The 16,177-nt window shown below is 67.4% G+C and carries 12 protein-coding genes; 6 read left to right on the forward strand and 6 right to left on the reverse strand.

The features are described 5' to 3' along the window. Positions 1-60: 60 nt before the first annotated feature. Positions 61-246, reverse strand: a complete 186-nt coding sequence (locus IMW82_RS15290; RefSeq protein ID WP_108472124.1) for a hypothetical protein — start codon at positions 244-246, stop codon at positions 61-63. Positions 247-844: 598 nt separating this feature from the next. On the opposite strand from IMW82_RS15290, the gene mnmG reads away from it, so the two are divergent. After that, positions 845-2,719, forward strand: a complete 1,875-nt coding sequence (gene mnmG / locus IMW82_RS15295) for a tRNA uridine-5-carboxymethylaminomethyl(34) synthesis enzyme MnmG (RefSeq protein ID WP_108472125.1) — start codon at positions 845-847, stop codon at positions 2,717-2,719. Between the two features lie 204 nt (positions 2,720-2,923). Here mnmG and IMW82_RS15300 read toward each other — a convergent pair whose 3' ends face one another. Then, positions 2,924-3,436, reverse strand: a complete 513-nt coding sequence (locus IMW82_RS15300) for a hypothetical protein (protein WP_108472126.1) — start codon at positions 3,434-3,436, stop codon at positions 2,924-2,926. Positions 3,437-3,759: 323 nt separating this feature from the next. Here IMW82_RS15300 and IMW82_RS15305 point away from each other — a divergent pair, with 323 nt between their 5' ends. Together IMW82_RS15305 and IMW82_RS15310 are read left to right on the forward strand one after the other, a co-directional pair. Beyond that, a complete protein-coding gene (locus IMW82_RS15305; RefSeq protein ID WP_108472127.1) occupies positions 3,760-4,509 on the forward strand; it encodes an RDD family protein in 750 nt (249 codons plus the stop codon). A 276-nt stretch (positions 4,510-4,785) separates the two neighbouring features. Next, positions 4,786-5,640: a winged helix-turn-helix domain-containing protein gene (locus tag IMW82_RS15310; protein WP_211005183.1), complete on the forward strand. Its 855-nt coding sequence runs from the start codon at positions 4,786-4,788 to the stop codon at positions 5,638-5,640. 219 nt (positions 5,641-5,859) lie between these two features. Here the strand turns inward: IMW82_RS15310 and IMW82_RS15315 are convergent, their stop codons facing one another. Together IMW82_RS15315 and IMW82_RS15320 are read right to left on the reverse strand one after the other, a co-directional pair. Beyond that, entirely contained in the window at positions 5,860-6,168 is a 309-nt protein-coding gene (locus IMW82_RS15315; protein ID WP_108472129.1) for a hypothetical protein, read from the reverse strand. Positions 6,169-6,325: 157 nt separating this feature from the next. Then, complete coding sequence (locus IMW82_RS15320; RefSeq protein ID WP_108472130.1) at positions 6,326-6,835, reverse strand: hypothetical protein; 510 nt, start codon at positions 6,833-6,835, stop codon at positions 6,326-6,328. A gap of 354 nt (positions 6,836-7,189) precedes the next feature. On the opposite strand from IMW82_RS15320, the gene IMW82_RS15325 reads away from it, so the two are divergent. Further along, on the forward strand, positions 7,190-9,517 hold the full coding sequence (locus IMW82_RS15325) for a Tex family protein (protein ID WP_108472131.1): 2,328 nt from the start codon (positions 7,190-7,192) through the stop codon (positions 9,515-9,517). A 114-nt stretch (positions 9,518-9,631) separates the two neighbouring features. Beyond that, complete coding sequence (locus IMW82_RS15330; protein ID WP_108472132.1) at positions 9,632-11,479, forward strand: autotransporter domain-containing protein; 1,848 nt, start codon at positions 9,632-9,634, stop codon at positions 11,477-11,479. A 109-nt stretch (positions 11,480-11,588) separates the two neighbouring features. Here IMW82_RS15330 and IMW82_RS15335 read toward each other — a convergent pair whose 3' ends face one another. Together IMW82_RS15335 and purD are read right to left on the reverse strand one after the other, a co-directional pair. Then, positions 11,589-12,470: a YbaY family lipoprotein gene (locus IMW82_RS15335; protein WP_108472133.1), complete on the reverse strand. Its 882-nt coding sequence runs from the start codon at positions 12,468-12,470 to the stop codon at positions 11,589-11,591. A gap of 172 nt (positions 12,471-12,642) precedes the next feature. Then, a complete protein-coding gene (gene purD, locus IMW82_RS15340) occupies positions 12,643-13,941 on the reverse strand; it encodes a phosphoribosylamine--glycine ligase (RefSeq protein ID WP_108472134.1) in 1,299 nt (432 codons plus the stop codon). A gap of 205 nt (positions 13,942-14,146) precedes the next feature. On the opposite strand from purD, the gene IMW82_RS15345 reads away from it, so the two are divergent. Next, on the forward strand, positions 14,147-16,132 hold the full coding sequence (locus IMW82_RS15345; RefSeq protein WP_108472135.1) for a multicopper oxidase domain-containing protein: 1,986 nt from the start codon (positions 14,147-14,149) through the stop codon (positions 16,130-16,132). Positions 16,133-16,177: the final 45 nt, after the last annotated feature.

Here is a 16,177-nt window from a genome sequence, read left to right on the forward strand (position 1 = left end):
CCGCGCAGTCGCCCTGGCATGCGTGGCGGTGCCACCACGCACGCGGGCGGGATGCTTCATTCAGACGGCCAGATGATCGAGCGCATCGAGCAGGCTCTGCATGCGCGACTCCAGGCTCGGCTGCAGCGCATCGCGCTCGCTGTCTTCGCGGTCGCTCAAACCGTCGATGGCCATCTCGACCCGGCCGAGTTCGACCAGCAGGTCGTGATGCGGATAAACCGGTTGGAAATCGAAGCTCGTGTCCATGGCGCATCCCTCAGTAGTTGGTGACTTGGGGAGAAGCAACCGCCGTGCCACACGTGATCTGGATCACGCTCGATTCGTGCCCGTAATCACACGACTGACGCAGCACGTCAGCTGCTGCCGCGATCGGACACAAAATCCCTTTTCAGTCACCCCTTGTTCACGCATTTGCGGCGAATATCGACCCACGTTCCACGGCAACGACCGTGGTTCGCGCCAGCAGATTTCCGGTTTCTGGCGCCCGGCAATACGGTCATCCTGGATTCCCCCTGTTCCTGAGACCGCCGGGCGTCAGATCTAACAGCACAAGGCCCCGCGGCCGCCAAGCCGCGGGGCCTTGTCTTTGTGGGCCCTGACAGACTTTTCGGCCGCGCAAAAGACGACGGCACCCCGAGGGGTGCCGTCTTGCTTCCTTTCCTGGTACGCGATCGAACCCCTGTCCGTCCGATCTCGGCGCGCGTGGTCGCGCAGCGTCTGCCCCTGAAAGTGCTGGTTCTCCGTAAGCAGGAAATGTGCCAGCCGTCCCTGGCGACTCGCAAGCCGTTGCTGGCGTTACCATGGCGCCCCGTTTCGTCACTTTTTGCACGCTCAGGTCAGTTTGATGCGCCACCCGACCCACTACGACGTCATCGTGATCGGCGGCGGCCACGCCGGCACCGAAGCCGCGCTGGCCGCCGCGCGCACCGGTGCACGCACCCTGCTGCTCAGCCACAGCATCGAGACGATCGGCCAGATGAGCTGCAATCCCGCCATCGGCGGCATCGGCAAGGGCCACCTGGTGAAGGAGATCGACGCGCTGGGCGGCGCGATGGCGCACGCGGCTGACCGCGCCGGCATCCAGTGGCGCACGCTGAACGCGTCGAAGGGCCCAGCCGTGCGTGCCACCCGCTGCCAGGCCGACCGCGCGCTGTACAAGGCGGCGATCCGCCGGATGGTGGAGACGCAGCCGAACCTGGAACTGTTCCAGCAGGCGGTGGACGACCTGCTCATCGAGGGCGGCCGCGTCTGCGGCGTGGTCACCCAGATGGGGCTCACCTTCGGCGCGCACAGCGTCGTGCTCACCGCCGGCACCTTCCTCGCCGGCAAGATCCACATCGGCCAGGCGCAGTACGCCGGTGGCCGCGCCGGCGACCCGCCGGCCAGCACGCTGGCGCAAAGGCTGCGCGAGCTGCCGGTCGCCGCCGACCGCCTGAAGACCGGCACGCCGCCACGCATCGACCGACGCAGCATCGATTTCAGCGGCCTGGAAGAGCAGCCCGGTGACGCGCCGGCGCCGGTGTTCTCCTATCTCGGTTCGCGCGACGAGCATCCGCGCCAGGTCAGCTGCTGGATCACGCATACCGCCGAGCGCACGCACGAGATCATCCGCGGCGCGCTGGATCGCTCGCCGCTGTACACCGGCCAGATCGAGGGCGTCGGCCCGCGCTACTGCCCGTCGATCGAGGACAAGGTGGTGCGCTTCGCGGAGAAGTCCTCACACCAGATCTTCATCGAGCCGGAAGGGCTGGATACGTTCGAGATCTACCCGAATGGCATCTCCACCTCGCTGCCGTACGACGTGCAGCTGGCGCTGGTGCAGTCGATCAAGGGTTTCGAGCACGCGCACATCACCCGCCCCGGCTACGCGATCGAGTACGACTACTTCGACCCGCGCGGACTCCAGCCGTGGCTGGAGACGAAGGCGATCCCCGGCCTGTATTTCGCCGGCCAGATCAACGGCACCACCGGCTACGAGGAAGCCGCCGCGCAGGGCCTGCTTGCCGGTCTCAACGCCGCGCTCGCGGTGCAGGGCAAGGCGCCGTGGTACCCGCGCCGCGACGAGGCCTACCTCGGCGTGCTGATCGACGACCTCACCAGCAACGGCACCATCGAGCCGTACCGCATGTTCACCTCGCGCGCCGAATACCGGCTGCACCTGCGCGAGGACAACGCCGACCTGCGCCTCACCGAACAGGGTTTCGAGCTGGGCGTGGTGCCGCCGGCGCGCTTCGACGCGCTGCGTGCCAAGCGCGACGCGGTCGAGCGCGAGCTGCAGCGCCTGGGCACGCTGTGGGTGACTCCGGGGAACACCCGTGGTGCCGCGGTCGAACGCCAGCTGGGCATCGTGGTCAGCCGCGAAACCAGCGCCATCGACCTGTTGCGCCGGCCCGAACTCGATTACGCGACGCTTGCCGGCGTGCCCGAACTCGGGCCAGCGGTGGAGCGCGACGACGTCGCCGCGCAGGTCGAAGTTCAGGTGAAGTACGCCGGCTACCTCGAGCGCCAGCGCGAGGAGATCGAGCGCCAGCGTCGCCACGAGCACACCGCGATCCCCGCCGGCTTCGACTACGACAAGGTGCGCGGGTTGTCGGCCGAGGTGCTGCTGAAGCTGAAGCGTTCGTTGCCGGCCACCATCGGCCAGGCCGCGCGCGTCAGCGGCGTCACCCCAGCCGCGATCTCGCTGCTGCTGGTGCACCTGAAGCGCCGCGTCGCTTGATCGACCTCTCCTGCTTCCGCTCATCCGCCGCGCACATCCGGGCCACTTCCTTCCCTGCGAGTTGCCGCGCACGCCCCGACGCAAGGGGCAGGCGCCATGGCGGCGCCAGCCCTTGTCCCGTCACCGCACGGAAAAGCAAACCTGCCCTCGGCAGGCGATCACCAGCGCGCCGCGCAGGCATCCGGCCAGCACGATGCATCAGGCTTAGCGAGAACCTGCCTGTACCTCGGCAAGTGATGCGCCCCTTGTCTCGGTCGATGCCGCCAGCTGGTTGTCCGAACTCCCCGAAACCGGCCGGGGAACCAGCCGGCACTGTTTGCCATCATTCCTGACGAAGTGCTTGCAATACACGTCGACGATGGCCAGCGTCCGCCGTGCACGGTCGGACAACAAAATTTTCCAGGCGTGGCTTTCGCCAGGTGAGTTGTCGATGGCCACATTGACGAAAGGCGACTGGGCCATGCCCTGCTTGCGCAGGCCTTCCAGGCTCTCCGTCGCACGCCGTGCTTCCATGTACTGCCCATGCCTGTTGCCGACGAGCACCTTCAACCCGAAGCCCGTGTTCAGGTCGACCGTGTAGGTCTCGTATTGGCCCGCTGGCGCGGTGACCATGATGTTCTGCAAGCTGGCCGTTCGCGACTGGTCCTGGGCGATGCTGCCGCCGCTGGCGCAGGCCAGACCGAGCGCGACGATTGAAGCAATGATCGTGTGTTTCATATAAGCCTCCAGGTGGATCCCCCGGTCCGTTGCGGAACCATAGGCCGATGCAGCGGGACTTGATTCACGGATTCACGATGGATGGTTGTGGATTGACTGATGGTTTGTAGTGAGTCCACCTGCGAAACAGACCGGCCGAAACCTCGGGAATCATCCGGGGTACTGAAGCTGCCCCGTTCGCCGGGTGGCACGAGCCGGGCGCGCTATCCCCGAGCCAGTGCGCGGGGCCACGATCCGGAAGAGCGGCCCGCTGCATCCAGGCCCTCTGCCGCCATGCGACCATGGCATGATCCGTACATTCACCAGCGCGAGGAGTGGGCTCGATGGAAATCTGGATCGGCCGTGACGGCGAACGGCATGGCCCGTACAAGGAAGACGACGTGCGCGCGTGGCTGCGCAGCGGCCAGCTGAGCGCGGCCGACCTGGCCTGGCACGAAGGCCTCGCCGACTGGCAGCCGTTGTCGGTGCTGTTCCCCGATGAAACTCGCAGCGTGCCGGCCGCTCCTTCCACGACGCCATTACCGTCAACCAACGCCGCGACCCTGGAAGATTGTGCCGGCTTCTGGAAGCGATTCGCCGCCTGGGTGATCGATTACCTGATCCTGCTGGTTCCGGTCTTCATGATTGCGCTGTCCATGGGCGCCACCACCGCATTCGAGCATTTCATGACACAAATCCAGGGCGGCGCCACGCCCACCCTGGCGATGGAGGAATACGCCAGGGCCGTTCGTCCGGCCACGATGTGGGCACTGCTGGTGGGCTATCTCTACTACGCCTTCTTCGAATGCTCCGCCTGGCAGGCCACGCCGGGCAAGCTGGCGCTGGGCCTGCGCGTCACCGACCTGGAAGGAAGGCGCATCAGCCTCGGGCGCAGCCTGGCCCGCAACGCGGTTCGACTGACCAATGTCCTGACCGCCCTGATCCCCCTCGTCTGCTATCTGGCGGTGGCATGGACCACCCGCAAGCAGGGCTTTCACGACCTGCTGGCCAAGACCCTGGTACTGAACGGCCGCGCCAGCGAGTTCAAGCCGAGCCAGGCAGCGTCCGGCAACGGCAACACCTTCCGCGCCTGAATCACCCGGCGGCGGTGACCTCGAAAGACCTGCCGCCATCCGGCGCCGCAGCCCTCTCGGTTCACGTGGAACCGCGGCACGCCGGACGCCAGGGAACCCATGCCCAGCGACCGCCGCGGATCATGAGGAAATCGCGGAACAAGTCGGTGGAAATGCTGTGGCTGCCACGAGTGTTTCATGCGCAAGCAATCGGGTGTTCGCATCGGCCGGCAACGTCACGCGCATCTAATCTTTGACGGCGTAGCTTCAGAAAACTTCGTGGCCCAGGTCGAAGCCATGCCTCGAATCGAGCCTGAAAACACCGGAATCTATCGGTTCGACAATATCCTGGTCGAGCCAGCCGCGCACCGACTGGAGCGCGACGGTCGGCCGTTGCCGGTGGAACCCAAGGCCTACATGCTGCTGCTGACCCTGCTGTGCCATGCCGGCGAGATGGTAAGCAAGGACGCGCTGCTGGATATCGTCTGGGGACATCGTCACGTCACACCCGGCGTACTCAACCGGGCGGTTTCGCAACTGCGCCACACGCTGGGTGATTCGTCTGCGGAGCCGCGCTACATCGCCACCGTGCACAGCCTGGGCTTCCGCTTCATCGGCACGGTGCATTACACGCCCCCTCCGGTGGATGGCGCCGTCGATTTGCCGGCCAGGGCACCGCAGCCGCAGCCGTCGGCCCAGGCGCAGGCCTCGAACGGACAAGCGGAGGCCGTGCGAGTCCCTTACCGCCGCCGCTTCGCCGACGGCGACCCGTTCCTGAACTTCATCGACCTGAAGCCATGCCTGGGCCAACTCGCCAATTGGGCGGCCCTGTTGCCATGGGGCGACACGCAACGCCGAGCCATCCTCGCGGTCCTGAGCCTGGAATACGCACGCCTGGGCGAAAGTGGCGTGGCGACACCGTCGCTGGTCTACCACAGGGCGGTACTGGCCGCGCTGGAAGGCGAGCGGGAAGCAGCCATCGCCGTCCTGGGCCAGGCGATCGACGAAGGTTTCCGCGACGACCTTGCCTTGCGGCACGACCTGGCCTGGCGCCCACTGGCCGATGATGCGGACTTCCACCAGCAGCAGCAGCGACTTGACGCACTGCTTGCCACCGAACGGACGCTGCCCGATCCACTGCCAACATCCTGACCGCGCCACGGACAACTCCGTGACTGGGGCGCCGCGTCATGTCTGGCGGCAACACGCGCAAGGAGCTGGCGGCATGGCGCCACCAGCTCCTGCTTCGTTATCGCATGGGCGTAGGCTGCGCCCCGGCTCCGGATCGACCATGCGACTCACCTGCTTGATGCGCCTGCAGGTCACCATTGCGACAGACGTGTCAGGCCATTCGGGCGCGGCCAACCGGATTCAATGGATGTCGATGACAGCCACTGCCTTGTCCGGACCGACCCAGCGGACCTGTTTCACCAGACCGCTCGAATTATCGACGGCCACCGCGGCAACGGTCTGCGGGCCAAGTCCAAGATGACGCTGGCCTTCCCATCTGTTCGCCGCGTGTTGCGCCTGGATGAACCCTGCCGGGGTGTGGCCCACAAAGACCATCAGGTTGTAGCCGTAGTGCAGGTTGGTGGTATAGGTCTCGTACTGGGCGGCACTGACGCTGCCGGCGCAGGCAAGACCGAGCACGATGCTCGTGGCAATGATCAGACGTTTCATGAGTTCCTCCCGGCAGACGCGATGTCTGTGCAGGTGAGTATGGTTTGGTGCCTCCGCTGAGGCATGAGGTATCCGCGGGAAACCGTCTGGAAAGCCTGTCGATTCCGCGGTGGTTCCACGACGAAAAGCACGGCGACGCACCAGGCCGCCGATCCGCTCAGTGCTGTTGCTCCACCTCCGCCAGCTGCGGGCGTCCCGCCTGCTTCGACGCCAGGCGCTGGTCAGACGCGTGGGTCGCAACCGACTGGGGAACCAGCTGGCACCGATGGCCTTCCGCCGGTGCGGCCTGCTTGCAATACACGTTCACGATGGCAACCGTGTCCTGGGCGGCATCGATCAGCCGGATCTGTCTCGCCATGCCCGGGCCGGACGAGTTGTCGATGGCCACCGAGACAAACGACTGCATGGCCATGCCCTGCTTCCGCAGGACTTCCGAATTCTCGGCCGCCCGCTGCGCCTGCATGTACTGCCTGTGCGTGTTGCCGACAAGCGCCGCCAGTCCGTAGCCCGTGGACAAGTCGACGACGTAGGTCTCGTACTGGCCCGGTGCGGCGGTGACCGAGACATTCTGCAGGTTGGTGGTTTGGGACTGGTCCTGGGCGATGCTGGCGCCGGCGACGCAGGCAAGACCGAGCGCGATGCTCGTGACAATGATCAGACGTTTCATAAGACCTCCAGACGGACGCCAATGTCCGTTGGGCCACTCTGGGCTGCAGCTGCAGCTCCTGCTTGATGGATTACGGGAGGATTCGCGAGGATCCACTGATAATTTCCGGTGGATCCGCCGGGGAGATGCGAAGGTCGGCAGGCCCATGGAACCGCTGTCGATCCGCGCGCGCACCGGCGGATCGATGCACGCCGGTTCGAAGATTGCCAGGGATCGGTATCCGGTCTCGCCGGAACCCGCTGCGCATCGAACCGATGGCGAAGCTCGTCGCGTCTGGCCGAGGCATCCGGGCGGCTTGCTATCATCGACGGTCCACCCGGCTGGCGCCGGCAACCAGGGAACCGTGGCCAACTCATGCTCAGCATCGAACAACGCATTGCCAACGACATCGCCGCCAGGACCGAACAGGTACGCGCGGCAGTCGACCTGCTCGACGGCGGTGCCACCGTGCCGTTCATCGCACGCTACCGCAAGGAGGTCACCGGCGGCCTCGACGACACCCAGCTGCGTTTGCTGGAGGAACGCCTGCGCTACCTGCGCGAGCTGGAAGAACGGCGTGCGGCGATCCTCGCCAGCGTCGAGGAACAGGGCAAGCTCGGCGATGCGTTGAAGGCCGATCTGCTCGCCGCCGACACCAAGGCGCGGCTGGAGGATCTGTACCTGCCGTTCAAGCCCAAGCGCCGCACCAAGGCGCAGATCGCCCGCGAGGCCGGGCTGGAACCGCTGGCGACCGGCCTGCGCGAAGACCCCACACTGACCCCGGAAGCGTTCGCCGAATCGTTCGTCGATGCAGAAAAGGGCGTCGCCGACGTGCGCGCCGCGCTGGACGGCGCCCGCGCGATCCTGATGGAGTCGATCGCCGAGGACGCGCACCTGGTCGGCGAACTGCGCGACTGGCTGTGGGCGCAGGGGCAGATCCGCGCGAAAGTGGTCGAGGGCAAGGAGAACGAGGGCGCGAAGTTCCGCGACTACTTCGACCACGTCGAACCGATCGGCAAGATCCCCTCGCACCGCCTGCTGGCACTGATGCGTGCGCGCAACGAGGGCGTGATCGAACTCGAGCTCGCGCCCGCCGCCGACAGCGAGCAGGGCCATGCCGAAGGCGAGGGCCGTGTCGCGGCGCACGCGAACATCCACAACCGTGGCCGCGCCGCGGATGCGTGGCTGCGCGAGACGGTGCGCCTGACCTGGCGCGTGAAGCTGCATCTGCATCTCACCCTCGACCTGTTCGGCCGCGTGCGCGAAGGCGCCGAGGACGAGGCGATCCGCGTGTTCGGCGACAACCTCAAGGACCTGATGCTGGCCGCGCCGGCCGGCGCGAAGACGGTGATGGGACTGGATCCCGGCATCCGCACCGGCTGCAAGGTCGCGGTGGTCGACGCCACCGGCAAGCTGCTGGCCACCGACACCATCTATCCGCTGGAGCCGCGGCGGCAGTGGAACGAATCGCTGGTGTCGCTGGCAAAGCTGTGCAAGCAGCACAACGTGGACCTGATCGCGATCGGCAACGGCACCGGCTCGCGCGAGACCGACAAGCTGGCCGGCGAGCTGATCAGGAAGCTGCCCGAGGCGAAGCTGTCGAAGATCGTGGTGAGCGAGGCCGGTGCCTCGGTGTATTCCGCCTCGGAATTCGCCGCGAAGGAATTCCCCCAGCTCGACGTGAGCCTGCGCGGCGCCGTCTCGATCGCGCGCCGCCTGCAGGACCCGCTGGCCGAGCTGGTGAAGATCGAGCCGAAGGCGATCGGCGTGGGCCAGTACCAGCACGACGTGAACCAGATCAAGCTGGCGCGCGCGCTGGATGCGAAGGTGGAGGACTGCGTCAACGCGGTCGGCGTGGACGTCAACACCGCCTCCGCCGCGCTGCTCGCGCGCGTGGCCGGGCTGTCTGCCTCGGTCGCCGAGAACGTGGTCAAGCACCGCGACGCCAACGGCCCGTTCGCCAATCGCAAGGCGCTGCTGAAGGTGCCGCGGCTGGGCGACAAGGCGTTCGAGCAGTGCGCCGGCTTCCTGCGCGTGTCCAGCGGCGACAACCCGCTGGACGCCAGCGCGGTGCATCCGGAAGCCTACCCGGTGGTCGAGCGGATCATCGCGCAGTGCGGCCGTGAGGTGCGCAACATCATCGGCGACGCCGGCTTCCTGCGTGGCCTCAAGCCCGAGCAGTTCACCGACGAGAAATTCGGCGTGCCGACCGTGCGCGACATCCTGAAGGAACTGGAGAAGCCCGGCCGCGACCCGCGCCCGGAGTTCGTCGCGCCGAGCTTCGCCGAGGGCGTCGAGGACGTGAAGGATCTCAAGCCCGGCATGATCCTCGAAGGCCGCGTCACCAACGTGGCCGCGTTCGGCGCCTTCGTCGACATCGGCGTGCACCAGGACGGCCTGGTCCACGTCTCGGCGCTGTCGCACACCTTCGTCAAGGATCCGCGTGATGCGGTGAAGGCCGGCGACATCGTCAAGGTCAAGGTGATGGAGGTGGACCTGCCGCGCCAGCGCATCGGCCTCAGCATGCGGCTGGACGACGAGCCGGGCCAGGCGCGCGGTGGCCGTCCGGGCGGCGGCAACGATGCTCGTGCCGGCCAGCGCGACAACCGCGGCCCGCGCCCGGGTAGCGGCGCAGCAAAGCCGACTCCTGCGCCGGCCAACAACGCATTCGCCGACGCGCTGGCGCGTGCCACCAAGCGTTGAATTGCCGGCGCCAGGCCCGCAGGCGGCGGCGATGCGCTGCAGCATGCGGTTCCGTATGGAATGCCGTAACGTAACGTCCAGCTAACAAGGCCATTCCGGCCCAGGAGTATCCACATGCTTCGTTCCCGCCATCTGGCCGGTGCCATCGCCACCGCCCTGCTGTTCAGCACGGCTGCTGCCGCCACCGACTTCAGCAACGTCATCGTGTTCGGCGACAGCCTCAGCGACGGCGGCAACATCTCGCTGGCCACCGCGCCCGCGATCCAGCCGCCGCTGCGCTTCACCACCAACCCGGGCACCACCACCGCGGAGAATGTCGCGGCGAAGCTCGGCTTCACGCTGGCCCCGTCCGCCGTCGGCGGTACCGATTTCGCCTGGGGCGGCGCCGGCTTCGTCAACAACGTGGCCCCGGTGCCGACCATTCCGCAGCAGCTGCAGATGTACCTCGGCGCGACCGGCGGCCATGCCGACGGCAACGCCCTGTACCAGGTCTGGGGCGGCGCGAACGACATCTTCTACCTGAGCAGCGCGCTGACCGATCCGAACGCGATCGCCGCTGGCGCGGTCAACGCGGCGCAGACCGAGGTCCACATGCTCGGCAGCCTGCAGGCCGCCGGCGCCAGGTACGTGGTGGTCTACAACCTGCCCGACCTCGGCAAGACGCCCTCGGCCGCGGCCGGCGGCGCCGCCGCGCAGGCCGGCGCCAGCCAGCTTGCCGTGCTCTACAACGGCGTGCTCAACAGCGGGCTCGGGCAACTCAGCAGCAACGGCCTGAACATCATTCCGGTGAACACCTTCGCCCTGCTCAACGAGGTGATCGCCAATCCGTCCGCCTACGGCTTCAGCAACGTGACCACGCCGGCCTGCGGCGCCGGTTCCAGTTCGGTGCAGTGCGGCCCGCAGGGCTCGGGCCTGCCGTACACGTATGCACCGGGCACCGACCAGACCTACCTGTTTGCTGACGGCGTGCACCCGACCACCGCCGCCCACGCGATGCTCAGCCAGTACGTGCTGTCGGTGATCCACGCGCCGGAACAGATCTCGCTGCTCGGCGAAGCGCCGCTGGCGGCCAGTACCGCGCAGAACCGCGTCATGCGCGAGCAGATGCTGACCACCGGCAAGGATGGCGATGTGCGCACCTTCGTCAACATTGATTACGCGAAGCAGCGCTTCGACGCCACCAGCCATTCCCCGCGCACCAACAGCGACAATTTCAACTTCACCCTGGGCGCGAACTTCTTCGCCGGCGAACACGTCACCGCCGGCGTGGCGCTCGGCATCGGCCAGCACAACGCCGATTTTTCCGGTGGCGGCGGCTACAAACTGCAGGACGTCAGCGGCCTGGGCTATGTCGGCTACCACAACGGCGGTGGCTACGTGGGCGGCTACGTCAACTTCGGCCAGTCCAACTTCAAGGACATCGAGCGCCGCCTGAGCATCGGCACCATGCAGCGTACCGAAAGCGGCAAGACCGACGGCTCGCACCTGGGTGGCGGCGCCACCGGCGGCTGGTGGTTCAACCTCAACGACGAGCTGCAGACCGGGCCATTCGCCACCATCGACTGGCAGACCGTGAAGGTCAGCGGCTACAACGAGAACGGCAACGACAGCAGCGCGATGTGGTTCGGCCGGCAGCAGCGCGACTCGCTGCTGGGCACGCTGGGCTGGCGCCTGCGCGGCCAGTGGCAGGTCAACAACCTGCTGATGTCGCCCTACGTCGAACTGGCCTGGAACCACGACAGCAAGGCCGACCCGCGCCTGGTCAGCGCCGGCCTGAACAGCATGAACGGCAGCTTCGCCCTGACCGGCTTCAGCCCGGACCAGAGCTGGGGCACTGCAACGCTCGGCCTGTCCGCCCAGCTCACCCCGAGCGTGCAGAGCTGGATCGGCTACAGCGGGCGTTTCAGCGACAACAGCCAGAAGTACAACAGCGTCAACATGGGCGTGCGGATCAGCCTCTGATCCGGCGAGGCCGCGACCCGGACCGCCGGGTCGCACCATGAAAAAGCCGTCCGCATTTGCGGACGGCTTTTTTGTGGGCCTTCCCGTCGAAGCGGGAGCCTGCAGCGGCTTACTTGTTCTTGCCGCCGGTCGCGATGCCGAGGATGGCCATGGCCTGCTTCTTCAGCGTCGCCGCCACCGCCGGATCGAGCGGCTGCACGTCGCCGCCGACCTGGTGCTGCTTCAGCACCAGCGTGCCGTCGTCGCTCCAGCCGGCGCGGTCGATCGCGCTCGGCTTGCCATCGCGGCTGGCCTTGGTCTCCTGCACGATCGCCCACGGCTTGTCGCCCTTGTAGGCGTAGTCGGTGCTGGTGTAGCCCTTGTCGCCGTAATCGACTTCTTCGCGGATGTACTTCACTTCGCCGGCCTGGCGGAACAGCTGCCAGCCGCGCGAATCATTGGCCTCCAGCTTGGTGCCGTGGCTGATCTTCATGCCGCCGATCTGCGCCTTCGCCTCGGCGAACTCGGCCAGGATCTTCTCGCTGGGCGTCTGTTCGGCCACCAGTTCGATCGCCACGCCGTCGTTCTTGCTGCCCTTGGCCAGCACCGGCGCCTGGATCGGCATCGTGTACTTGCGGTCGCCGTCGGTCAGGGTCGCCTGGATCACGTACAGATCATTCGGCTTCACTTCGGCCGGGTTGAAGCTCAGCGTGAACGGCTGCGGGAACGTGCCGGCCGGCGCGGTCTTGCTGGCCAGCGGGGCGGAACCCGCGGCGGTGGACGACACGTCCGCCAGGTTCAGCACCAGGGTGGCATTCGCCGACGGCGCGGGCGTGCCGGCGCGCAGCGAGATCGTGCCGCTCACCTGGTTCGGAATCTGCGGCGTGGCCGCAGCCGTTTTCGCGGAAGCGGGCGCAGCGGGACCCGCCGGCTGAGACGAATCGGGAGCATTGCTGCAACCCGCCAGGGCCAGTGCCGCAACCGACATCAGCGACAAAACCGTCTTGCGCATGGGGAAAACCTCATCAAACGTGGAATCAAGCACGAGGCCGTTCAGGCGCTTGGCGCCACGACTCTACGCGGGGGAAGTTCCAAGCATAGCCCAAAAGGGGCGGCATCGAAAAGTCAAGCCATCCAATGGCCTACCATGCGCCAGCGTACGCGGCCAGCATCAGGTTGCCGCATCAATGGCGTCGCAGGGCCCGGTGCGCGATGTCACGGCGGCAGAACGCGCCGTCGTAATGGATCCGGCTTAGCGCGGCATAGGCGCTTTCGCGCGCCGCGGCGATGTCGTCGCCCAGCGCGCACACGGTCAGCACGCGACCACCGGCCGTGACGGCGCGGCCCTGTTCGTCGAGCCGGGTACCGGCATGGAAGACCTTCACGTCGCTGTCCGGCAGCGCATCGAGGCCGCTGATCGCATCGCCCAGGCGCACCCGGCCCGGATAACCGCCGGCCGCCATCACCACGCCGATCGCCGGGCGCGCATCCCAGCGCGCCCGGGCATGTTCCAGCCGGCCGTCCAGCGCCGCATCGATCAGCTCGACCAGGTCCGATTTCAGCCGCAGCAGGATCGGCTGCGTTTCCGGATCGCCGAAGCGCACGTTGAACTCGATCACCTTCGGCGCGCCCGACTTGTCGATCATCAGGCCGGCGTAGAGGAAGCCGATGAACGGCGCGCCCTCGGCCGCCATGCCGCGCAGGGTCGGCTCGATCACTTCCTTGAGGATGCGCTGCTCGACCTCCGGCGTGACCACCGGCGCCGGCGAGTACGCGCCCATGCCGCCGGTGTTCGGGCCGAGGTCGTTTTCGTCGCGGCGCTTGTGGTCCTGGCTGGAGGCCATCGGCAGCGCGTGGCTGCCGTCGCTCATCACGATGTAGCTGGCTTCCTCGCCGTCGAGGAATTCCTCGATCACCACCCGCGCCGACGCATCACCGAAGCTGTGCGCACCGAGCATGTCGTGCAGCGCCAGCTCCGCATCGGCCAGGGTCAGCGCCACCACCACGCCCTTGCCGGCGGCGAGGCCGTCGGCCTTGATCACGATCGGCGCGCCCCCGCTCCGATGGGCCTGTTCGCGCACGTAGGCCAGCGCCGGATTCAGTTCGCTGAACACCGCGTAGTACGCGGTGGGAATGTTGTGCCGCTGCAGGAAATCCTTGGCGAATGCCTTGGAGCCTTCCAGTTGCGCGGCGATCGCGCGCGGGCCGAAGATGCGCAGGCCGGCGGCGCGGAAGCGGTCGACCACACCCGCCACCAGCGGCACTTCCGGGCCGACCACGGTCAAGCCGATTTTTTCGCGCTTCGCCAGCTGCAACAAGCCATCGAGATCGTTCATCGCGACGTCGGCGTTGCGCACGCCCGGCTCGCGCGCGGTGCCTGCATTGCCGGGCGCCACGATCACCTCGTCGACCTGCGGGGACTGCCTGAGCTTCCACGCCAGCGCGTGTTCGCGCCCGCCGCTGCCGATGACCAGGACCTTCATGCCGATGCTCCGGGGGAGAGTTGCCGTTGGGGTGGCCGGCTATTGTAGCGGGGTCGCGAGGCAACTCCGGGCCGAGGCGGGAACTTCGCCGGCGAACCCGCTGCCATGCGCGCTCGCGACGGCACCATCGTCGTACACTCGGGCGGCACGGATGCGCGTATCGCTGCCGCATCCCCGGCAACATCATTCGCAATGGAGGTTACGCATGTCCGTACCTGACAGTGGCAAGCCCGCCCATTCCACTTGGCCGGCGGTCGCCGGCACCGCGCTGCGCGTGGCCTTCGGCATGATCTGGGCGGTGAGCGCCGCGCTCACCTGGACTGCCGATTTCGCCAGCCACTACGTGGGCTACCTGCACAACGCCGCCACCGGGCAGCCGGCATGGTCGGCGTGGTGGTTCGACATGTGGATCGCCCTGGTCACGCCGCACGTGGGGCTGTTCGTGTGGGCCACGCGCATCGCCGAGACGCTGCTGGCGCTGGCGCTGCTGCTGGGCTTCGCACGCAAGCTCACCTACATCGTGGGCATCCTGTTCAGCCTGCTGATCTGGAGCACCGCCGAGGGTTTCGGCGGGCCGTATTCGGTGGGCGCCAACAACATCGGCGCGGCGATCAGCTACGTGCTGATCTTCGCGGCGCTGATCGTGATCAACCTGCGCGCCGGCCCCAGCCCGTACAGCCTGGATTACCTGATCGAGCGCCGCTGGCCCGGCTGGCGCCGCGTGGCCGACTGGAACGACAAGCTGCCGCTGGCCGAAGTGCCGCGCCTGCCCTGGCGCGTGCAGGGACCGGCGCTGGCCGGCGTGCTGATCCTGGTGGCGCTGCTGCTGGCCGGCCTGCACAGCGCGTTGAACGTGCGCTCGTCCAGCCCGCAGGCCGCCGCCGCCGCGGTGACGCCGCTGTCGCTGGCCTCCAGCCAGCCCATCGAGAAAGCCCGCGACGCTCGCCTGCCGCCGCTGCAGCCGGGTGACAGCGTGGAGGTGCACATCACCTCCAGCAACGACAGCGTGGAGATCGCCAGCGGCGTGCAGTACCAGGCCTGGACCTTCGGCAAGACCGTGCCCGGCCCGGTGATCCATGTGCGCCAGGGGCAGACGGTGAACTTCACCCTCACCAACCGCGGCACCATGCAGCATTCGATCGACTTCCACTCGGCGATCACTCCGCCCAGCCTGCACTACGTGGACATCATGCCGGGCGAGTCGATCACGTTCTCGTTCGTGGCCAGGGTGCCCGGCGCGTTCCTCTACCACTGCGGCACGCCGCCGGTGCTGCTGCACATCGGCAACGGCATGTACGGCGCGATCATCGTCGACCCGGCCACGCCGCTGCCGCCTGCGCAGGAGAGCTACGTGCTGGTGCAGGGCGAGTGGTACACCCAGCAGGTGTCAGGCAAGCTGATGGCCGGCAACTACGAGAAGATGCAGGCGATGCAGCCGGACGAGGTGGTGTTCAACGGCGCAGCGTTCCAGTACCGCGACCACCCGCTCACCGCCAAGCCCGGCGACCGGGTGCGCCTGTACGTGGTCAACGCCGGCCCCAGCCTGTGGAGCGCATTCCACGTGATCGGTGCGATCTTCGACAAGGTGTATCCCGGCGGCAACCCGGCACAGGCCATCGACGGCGTCTCGACCTACTCCGTCGGTCCCGGCGAGGGTGCGGTATTCGACCTGACGCTGGACGAGGCCGGCCACTACCCGTTCGTCGACCACGCCATGGCGCACATGCAGCTGGGCGCGCAAGGCGTGTTGCTGGTGGGCGGCCCGAACGAGACGGCAGCCAAACCGCCGGTGAGCAAGGCGCCGGTCGTCGCCGCACCCGCCGCGCCGCCGCCGGCTGCCAGCGGTCCGTACCAGTTCGACCCGGCCCGCGGCGCTTCGCTGTACGCCACCAACTGCGCGGCCTGCCACCAGGCCACCGGCCTGGGCCTGCCCGGTGCATTCCCGCCGCTGAAGGACAACCCGGTGGTGCAGGATGCCGACCCCACCAAGCACATCGAGGTGATCCTGAAGGGTCTGCAGGGCCAGGTGATCAACGGCACCAGCTATCCCACCGCGATGCCGCCGTTTGCCGCTGCACTGAACGACGCCGACATCGCCGACATCGCCAACCACGAGCGCAGCTCATGGGGCAACCAGGGCAAGCCGGTCACCGCCGAGCAGGTGAAGGCGGTACGCGGCAGCGCGAAGTGAAGTGAGTCCTGCCGGGCGTTGCCTCGCGGCGTCGCCCGGCAGAGT

Source organism: Rhodanobacter sp. B2A1Ga4 (assembly GCF_018101315.1).
GTDB classification, from domain to species: domain Bacteria; phylum Pseudomonadota; class Gammaproteobacteria; order Xanthomonadales; family Rhodanobacteraceae; genus Rhodanobacter; species Rhodanobacter thiooxydans_A.